Raw genomic sequence first — 6612 nt, 5'->3', positions numbered from 1 at the left:
TATCATTTACAGGAACCCATAAATCAGATTTTCATTGGCGTGAATATGGGGCAAATGCTGGGGGTGTAGCTGTTATATTAAGTGCTAAACCCTTCACAGAATTTTCTGAATCCCAGGGTTTTTTTTATAGCAGGGGACAGGTACGATATGACGGTTATTATTTCATGAGACGAAAAGTATCGGAATATATTCAATGCATTTTAGATGGCCAACCGACAACGGCTGCTCAAGCTAAAGCTTTTCTGAAAGCTGTTGCTTTTAGTAAATATCAACGGTATCACCCTGAAAAAGAAGAAAGAATTGTCATAAAATCTTTTGATATTGCGGAAGCTTATTTGGATATTCCTATTAAGCCCCAAACTGATATTCTGCGAGTTTATACAAAAAGTGCTGAGCTCGCTCGTTTATTGAAACAACGGATTGATTACCTTTCTAACAAAATTTTCGTCATCTGAAACTTTATTGATCTACCCTTTGAAAGTTGATGATCTCACCTATAAAATTCAGGGGAGAAGAATATTATGACAAAAAAATTACTGCAGCAGATCACTTTAATGCAAGCTGTATTTATGAAATGTGTCGTTCTGATTATTGTAAAGGCTAAAATCTGTGCCTTTTTACGAGAGCTATATATAAGAAAAAGCCTTGATAATACTGGCAATCTTTTGAACGTGCTCCTGTCTAAACATCATCCGTATCAGTGTCTGGTTTGCCATTACTTAAGTCGGCTCTTGCTCGTTGCGCAAGACTTTCATATTTCTTTTTTATTGCTTTGAGCTGAGCGGGCGATAATTCTTCCAGGTCTAATAAGACATTATGGGCGCCAGCATGGGCACGAATGAGTTCATCTATTTTTATTTGCAAGGCTTCACTATCGCGATAGTGCGTGTTTTGAATCAAAAAAACCATCAAAAATGTAATGATGGTTGTACCCGTGTTAATGATTAATTGCCAGGTATCTGAATAGTTAAAAAATGGCCCTGTTATGGCCCAGGTAACAACGATTGCAATAGCAATCAAGAAGGTAAAGGGACGACCGGATAGATCTGCAATATGGCCAGAGAAATTAGAAAAACCATCCGATAAATATTGATTAAAACGTTCTTTCCCCATTTATCCATTCACTCTTACCGGATAATCCATATGATTTTATTGTGTCTTATGATTCCTTGGAATCAAAGTTAAATTCTGTGGTTATTAATGATAAAGTTGGTCACCTATAAAATTTGTTGTACAAGCAGCCTTGTCAAGGTGTTTGGAAATAGAAAATAGGAAAATTACTTTTGCTTACTAAATTCTTATCCTTTTTTAACCTGACATTAACCTCTTATATTGCTAAATGAGATTTTAAAATTGCACTATAAGAGGAGAGAAAGTAATGAGGTATATATGTTTAGCTTTGATAGGATTACCTTCTGTTGTTATATCAATGGAATACACTGTTCCTAATTTTACGGACGTTGATGACCCAACCTCTCACGAAAGTAATAGCCAAAAAAATAACCTTCCTTTAAAAGCCCCTAACAATACAGTGGCTTCGGAAAATATATATGGAAATCTGTTATATAATCGCGGATTGTCTCATTATAAATTAACCACCAAATCTCAGCAGCAAAAATATCAAGATCTACGGATAGCGCGCTCTCTATTTACTGAGGCTGCAGAACAAAATCATTCTGAGGCAGCAAAACTCCTAGGAAAGATGTGGGAAAATGGAGAAGGAGGTGATCAAGATTATGAGAAAGCAGAAAAATTCTACTTAAAGGCTAAAAACTTAGGAGATCTCAAGGTAGCGTACCAATTAGAAGTGCTATATAAAAAAACTAATCAAGTTGATAAAAGATTTAATTTATATCGAGAATTAGCAGAAGCAGGAGAATCTTCTGCTCAAGTGGCCTTAGGGAACATGTATATGGAAGGTGTGAAAGATGATAAGAATGAGATTGCACCTAACATGAAATTAGCAATTGAATGGTATGATAAGGCTGCTAGGCAGGGGGATATAAAGGGACAATATTTGCTGGGGCGTGCTTATTTCAAAATTAAACATTATGATGAAGCTGCTAAGTATTTTGAAAAAATTAATAACAATCCGCAAGCCAGAAAAATATTAGGTGATCAACTCTTTGGTGAAATAAAAAATGGTTTGGGTAACATTTACGCAAGAAAGCGGGAGAGAGCTAGGGATGCAGTAAAGTTGTATAAAGAATCACTTGCTCTTGGCAATAGAAATGCTCAAGAAATGTTAGATGCTGTGTCTAACAAACTTCCGAAAGCAAGAAAAGATGAAAACGGTCAAGAATATCCACCTCTTTTATAAAATGATGGTATTTTTGATGGACATCCCTTTGGCTCGCGTCGTCCTAAATACGAGGTTTGGCTTGCTTTAATGAACAAGAATGCTCGTATTTTAGGGGGGGGATTTTTGCAAATGGAACGTCTTACCCAGTTTAAGCTTAAGTTGCCAAAGAGGCTGTCCCCACCACAACATTGCTGAAGAGGAAAATGAAGAGAATAGGGAGGAAGCCAAAAAATACTATATTATGACGGTAGGACAACATTATCGGTATCGTCAAGGTGTTTGGAAATAGAAAATAGGGGAGTCCCTTTCTTTATCTTTATAAATATCACGGTGAGGTGTAGCCATAATATGATTGAAAGTGAAAAGGGATTCTGTAAAACTTTGGCTATAATCTAGAGTGCAATGTTTATAGCATTTTACTACCAAAAGATTAAATAAAGCGTTTATAGATACCAAGAATTTAGGGGTATTTACCAGCGTTTTAAGTTCTCTCCGTTATCTTTTTCCCATATATTAGTTGATGGCTGTTTCCTATTCTGTTGTTGGGGCCGTGTATGAAAATGGCCCTACACCGGGAGTTGATAAGAATTTACTGAATCCTGATCTATCTGCTCAGCTTATCTGTGATTAGGACATGTAGAGGAAACTCAAGCTTTTTTAAAGTTTTTAGAAATCGGGGAGTTGCTTTGGTATTGCGCCTCTTTTGAAGAAGAATTTTAATCCCTTCGACTGCACTGTCAATCAACGGTCCAAGCCAAAATATTTCACCTTTTATCTTTATTCTGACTTCATTCATGTGCCATTTGTCTTTAAAATTGGAACCTCTTTCGCCGTATATTCTTAGCATATAGGGATCTGCTGGTCTGATGTCCCTTACGGATAACCTCATAAGTAACAGATGTATCTCGCTTTGCGGGCTTCTCATGGAGATCCCTTAAACTTAGCTTAAAATGCCGGTCTATAAATATAGTGAATGGACATCAGAGAGAGACTTGGGGTAAACTTTAATTATGTACATTAAATATTTTAGTTCCATGGTCATTATTGATTTTTTTGCCTCGGTTGGTCGAGTGTTCATTAGTTTTGTGCAATCCGCTGGCCGCGTTGCACTATTTTTTGCTGAAGCCCTTGTCCGATTATTTCATAAGCCTTTTTATTTAAGACAAGTCTTGGTGCAGTTTTTGCACATTGGTTACTTTTCTTTACCGGTTGTTGGATTGACGGCCATTTCTTCGGGCATGGTGTTGGCGTTACAAAGTTACACAGGTTTTTCTCGGTTTTCAGCTGAGGGGGCGGTGGCTACAGTTGTTGTTTTATCGATGACACGGGAACTCGGGCCGGTCCTGGCTGGCTTAATGGTTGCTGGTCGCATGGGGGCCTCCATGGCAGCAGAGATTGCAACAATGCGCGTGACGGAACAACTGGATGCCCTGACAACTCTTTCCACTAATCCTATTAAATATCTGGTAACGCCCCGAATCATTGCTGGTTTTTTAATGTTGCCGGTCTTAGTATTAATCGCTGATATCATTGGGGTGATGGGTGGCTATATCGTGGGTATATACCAATTAGGATTTAACCCCAGTAATTATCTGCAGCAGACAGTTAAATATCTGGAAATGAAAGATGTTATGGCTGGCTTAATTAAAGCCTCGGCGTTTGGGGTCATTATTACGCTCATGGGATGCTATCATGGATATTATTCTGGACGGGGGGCTGAAGGCGTGGGACGTGCCACTACAAATGCGGTTGTGTCGGCTTCAGTTTTAATTTTATTCATGAATTATGCCCTGACGGCATTACTATTTGATAAATGAGGTTGTCATGGTAACTCAACCAAAAATTCAAATCCGCAATCTGAAAAAAGCATTTGGTGATAAGGTTGTGCTTGATGGTCTGGATCTTGATATTCAAGCTGGCGAGTCCTTTGTTGTTATTGGTGGATCGGGGACAGGCAAATCTGTTTTGCTTAAATGTATTTTAGGACTATTATCCCCGGATTCAGGTCAAATTCTGATTGATGGAGAAGATGTAACTCATGTGCCGGCTAAAAGGCGCCAGGAAATGATGCTGCGTTTTGGAATGCTGTTTCAAGGTGGGGCTTTATTTGACAGTTTGTCGGTATGGCGGAATATAGCTTTTGGCCTCATGAATGCTCAAGGTATGGATGCTGCAACAGCCCGAAAAATAGCCCTCGAGAAATTAGAAGAAGTTGATCTGTCGGCATCAATTGCTGACATTTATCCCGCCGAATTATCGGGGGGAATGCAAAAGCGAGTTTCGTTGGCCCGCGCTATTGCGGCAAACCCCGAAATTATTTTTTTTGATGAACCGACAACAGGACTTGATCCGATTGTTAGTGGAACCATCAATAATTTAATCTTGCGCAATGTCCGTCACTTAGGGGCTACTGCCTTGACGATTACCCATGATATTAATTCTTTGCGCCATATCGGTGACCGAGTGGGGTTGTTATTTAAGGGAAAATTCATTTGGACAGGCACTGTAGCTGAGATGGATCAAACTGAAAATCCTCATATGAGTCAGTTTATTGGTGGATTACCTAAGGGGCCTTTTACTGATTAAAACTCAAAAAAATTTTATAAAGAAATAAACAGAAATATGAAGGGTTCATTGTGCCCTGCCTAACCCCATACTTTTTCCCTTTAAAAAAATGGTGCATAAGCGTACCTTGTTAAAAATTTAAATTTTTTCAATTTAAATAAACGGTTCCTCTCTTATATTTTAAGATTAGTTTGATCTATATTTTTTTTCATAAAGAGAGAAACGACTGCTATGGCACCTAACTCTAAATCAGAAAAAGAGTACGCCAAAGACTATACCCAGCCTCATTTAAGACAAGAGTTAAAAGAAAAAATAAAAGCCAGTTCAAAGGGTGGAAAAAAAGGGCAATGGTCAGCCCGTAAATCACAGCTCTTAACGAAAGAATATGAAGCCACAGGGGGCGGCTATAAACATAAAGGTAAGTTGGCTCCCTCTCAGCGCAGTTTAAAAAAATGGACGTCAGAAAATTGGCAAACTGAAAAGGGTGATAAAGCCCAGCAGGGTGATCGCACACAGCGTTATTTGCCTAAAAAAGTATGGAATAGGTTAACTGACGCCGAAAAGAAAGAAACGAATAAACTTAAAATTGAGGCCTCTCAAAAAGGCCAACAGTATGTTTCTAATCCGTCGTCTGTAAAGAAAAAAAGAAAGAGTCATAAATTCCTGCTGTGCAGGGTTAAATCTTTAAGGTATGGAAATGAAACAAATGGAAAATGCTAAAGAATTTAAAATTCCCCCAAGCATTAAAAAAAATGCAGAAAAAGGTTTGAAATTAAGAGAAAAGTTTGGAAAAGGAAGCACACAAGTCGGCATAAGACGAGGACATCAATTAGTTAATAATGATTCTATAAGCTTAGAAATTATAAAGAAAATGTCAGCCTATTTTGCCCGTCATGAAGTTGATAAGCAGGCAAAAGAATTTGGAAATGATGAAAATCCGTCAAAAGGATATATAGCATGGATGTTATGGGGCGGCGATGAAGCTAAAGAATGGACAGATAAAATTAAAAAAGAGCATTCAAAATAAAATTTAAATAACCCCCAACTGTTGAAGAGTTAGAAGAGGACTTAAAATCTTGCTCTATCAAATTTGCATCCAATAATAAGGTAATTATATCTCATGAAATTTAAAACTTTAAAGTCGTATAATGCTTGGGTTATTACCCATACAGGGGTTGTTATTCTTGCTAGTTGTCTGATCATAAGACCTGACTTAAATAAACAAATCATTCTTTACACGGGCTATGGGGCCCTATTTCATCTTGTTCTGGTTTTAGTCCTCAATCCACTCAAAGCTATTTTTGAAACAAGTGTTTGGTTAAAAAAATAAATCGTTATCGCCGTGAAATAGGAGTTGCCTGTTTCAGTTACAGTGTCGTTCACTTAGTTTGCTTTATTGTTAAGCGAGGCAGCCTATCTGAAACATTAAAATTCATTTTTCATCCTGCTTTAACGAGTGTGTTTTTGGTGGCCTTTCCTATTTTTTTCCTCCTAACCATAACCAGTAATAATACATCAATTAAAAAAATGGGATTTTTAAAATGGAAAAAACTTCATAATAAAATTTATATAGCCGAACTTGCTGTTTTTATTCACTTGTATATGGTCGGGGCTGTTCAGTTAGCCTTTTTAACCTTAATACCTTTGGCCACCCTTCAATGCATAAGAAAGCAACTTAAAGCAACCCCGTTTGTTCATCAAAATGGGGATAAGCTGAGAGCGCGTTAATGCGGTTTAGGGGTACC

At 37.7% G+C, this 6612-nt stretch carries 10 protein-coding genes (1 of these 10 only partly in view); 8 read left to right on the top strand and 2 right to left on the bottom strand.

Translation table 11 applies throughout. From position 1 onward, the window contains the following. Positions 1-455: the 3' portion of a DUF2971 domain-containing protein gene (locus ID47_RS03755; RefSeq protein WP_156956640.1), read on the top strand. The gene continues 247 nt to the left of window position 1, outside the view; 455 of the gene's 702 nt are visible here — the last part of the coding sequence; its start codon lies beyond the left edge, outside the window; its stop codon occupies positions 453-455. Positions 456-681: 226 nt separating this feature from the next. Here ID47_RS03755 and ID47_RS03750 read toward each other — a convergent pair whose 3' ends face one another. Beyond that, positions 682-1113, bottom strand: coding sequence for a low affinity iron permease family protein (locus ID47_RS03750; RefSeq protein ID WP_038464037.1), 432 nt, complete (start codon positions 1111-1113; stop codon positions 682-684). Positions 1114-1429: 316 nt separating this feature from the next. Between ID47_RS03750 and ID47_RS11605 the strand changes: the two genes are divergently transcribed. Further along, the gene (locus tag ID47_RS11605; protein WP_198022337.1) at positions 1430-2320 is read left to right on the top strand and encodes an SEL1-like repeat protein; all 891 of its coding nucleotides are present in this window, start codon (positions 1430-1432) and stop codon (positions 2318-2320) included. Positions 2321-2906: 586 nt separating this feature from the next. Here the strand turns inward: ID47_RS11605 and ID47_RS13835 are convergent. Then, positions 2907-3098 carry a DDE-type integrase/transposase/recombinase gene (locus ID47_RS13835; protein WP_420887376.1) on the bottom strand — a complete coding sequence of 64 codons (192 nt, stop codon included), beginning with the start codon at positions 3096-3098 and terminating at the stop codon, positions 2907-2909. 214 nt (positions 3099-3312) lie between these two features. Here ID47_RS13835 and ID47_RS03735 point away from each other — a divergent pair, with 214 nt between their 5' ends. The 6 genes from ID47_RS03735 to ID47_RS03710 all read left to right on the top strand — a co-directional run bounded on the left by ID47_RS03735 (position 3313) and on the right by ID47_RS03710 (position 6595). Next, positions 3313-4119 (top strand): MlaE family ABC transporter permease, encoded by an 807-nt coding sequence (locus ID47_RS03735; protein WP_232223264.1) that lies wholly within the window; start codon positions 3313-3315, stop codon positions 4117-4119. Positions 4120-4126: 7 nt separating this feature from the next. Then, positions 4127-4888, top strand: a complete 762-nt coding sequence (locus tag ID47_RS03730; protein WP_038464034.1) for an ABC transporter ATP-binding protein — start codon at positions 4127-4129, stop codon at positions 4886-4888. A 210-nt stretch (positions 4889-5098) separates the two neighbouring features. Further along, the gene (locus tag ID47_RS03725; protein ID WP_051908535.1) at positions 5099-5587 is read left to right on the top strand and encodes a hypothetical protein; all 489 of its coding nucleotides are present in this window, start codon (positions 5099-5101) and stop codon (positions 5585-5587) included. Continuing rightward, entirely contained in the window at positions 5565-5894 is a 330-nt protein-coding gene (locus ID47_RS03720; RefSeq protein ID WP_232223263.1) for a hypothetical protein, read from the top strand. The genes ID47_RS03725 and ID47_RS03720 overlap by 23 nt, the downstream gene beginning before the upstream one ends. A gap of 93 nt (positions 5895-5987) precedes the next feature. Continuing rightward, a complete protein-coding gene (locus ID47_RS03715; protein WP_038464031.1) occupies positions 5988-6197 on the top strand; it encodes a hypothetical protein in 210 nt (69 codons plus the stop codon). Beyond that, positions 6182-6595, top strand: a complete 414-nt coding sequence (locus tag ID47_RS03710; protein ID WP_038464029.1) for a ferric reductase-like transmembrane domain-containing protein — start codon at positions 6182-6184, stop codon at positions 6593-6595. The genes ID47_RS03715 and ID47_RS03710 overlap by 16 nt, the downstream gene beginning before the upstream one ends. The last annotated feature ends 17 nt before the right edge of the window (positions 6596-6612 follow it).

The organism is Candidatus Paracaedibacter acanthamoebae, from assembly GCF_000742835.1.
GTDB classification, from domain to species: domain Bacteria; phylum Pseudomonadota; class Alphaproteobacteria; order Paracaedibacterales; family Paracaedibacteraceae; genus Paracaedibacter; species Paracaedibacter acanthamoebae.
The sequence above is the reverse complement of the archived record's forward strand: the minus strand, read 5'-3'. Positions and strand labels throughout refer to the sequence as shown.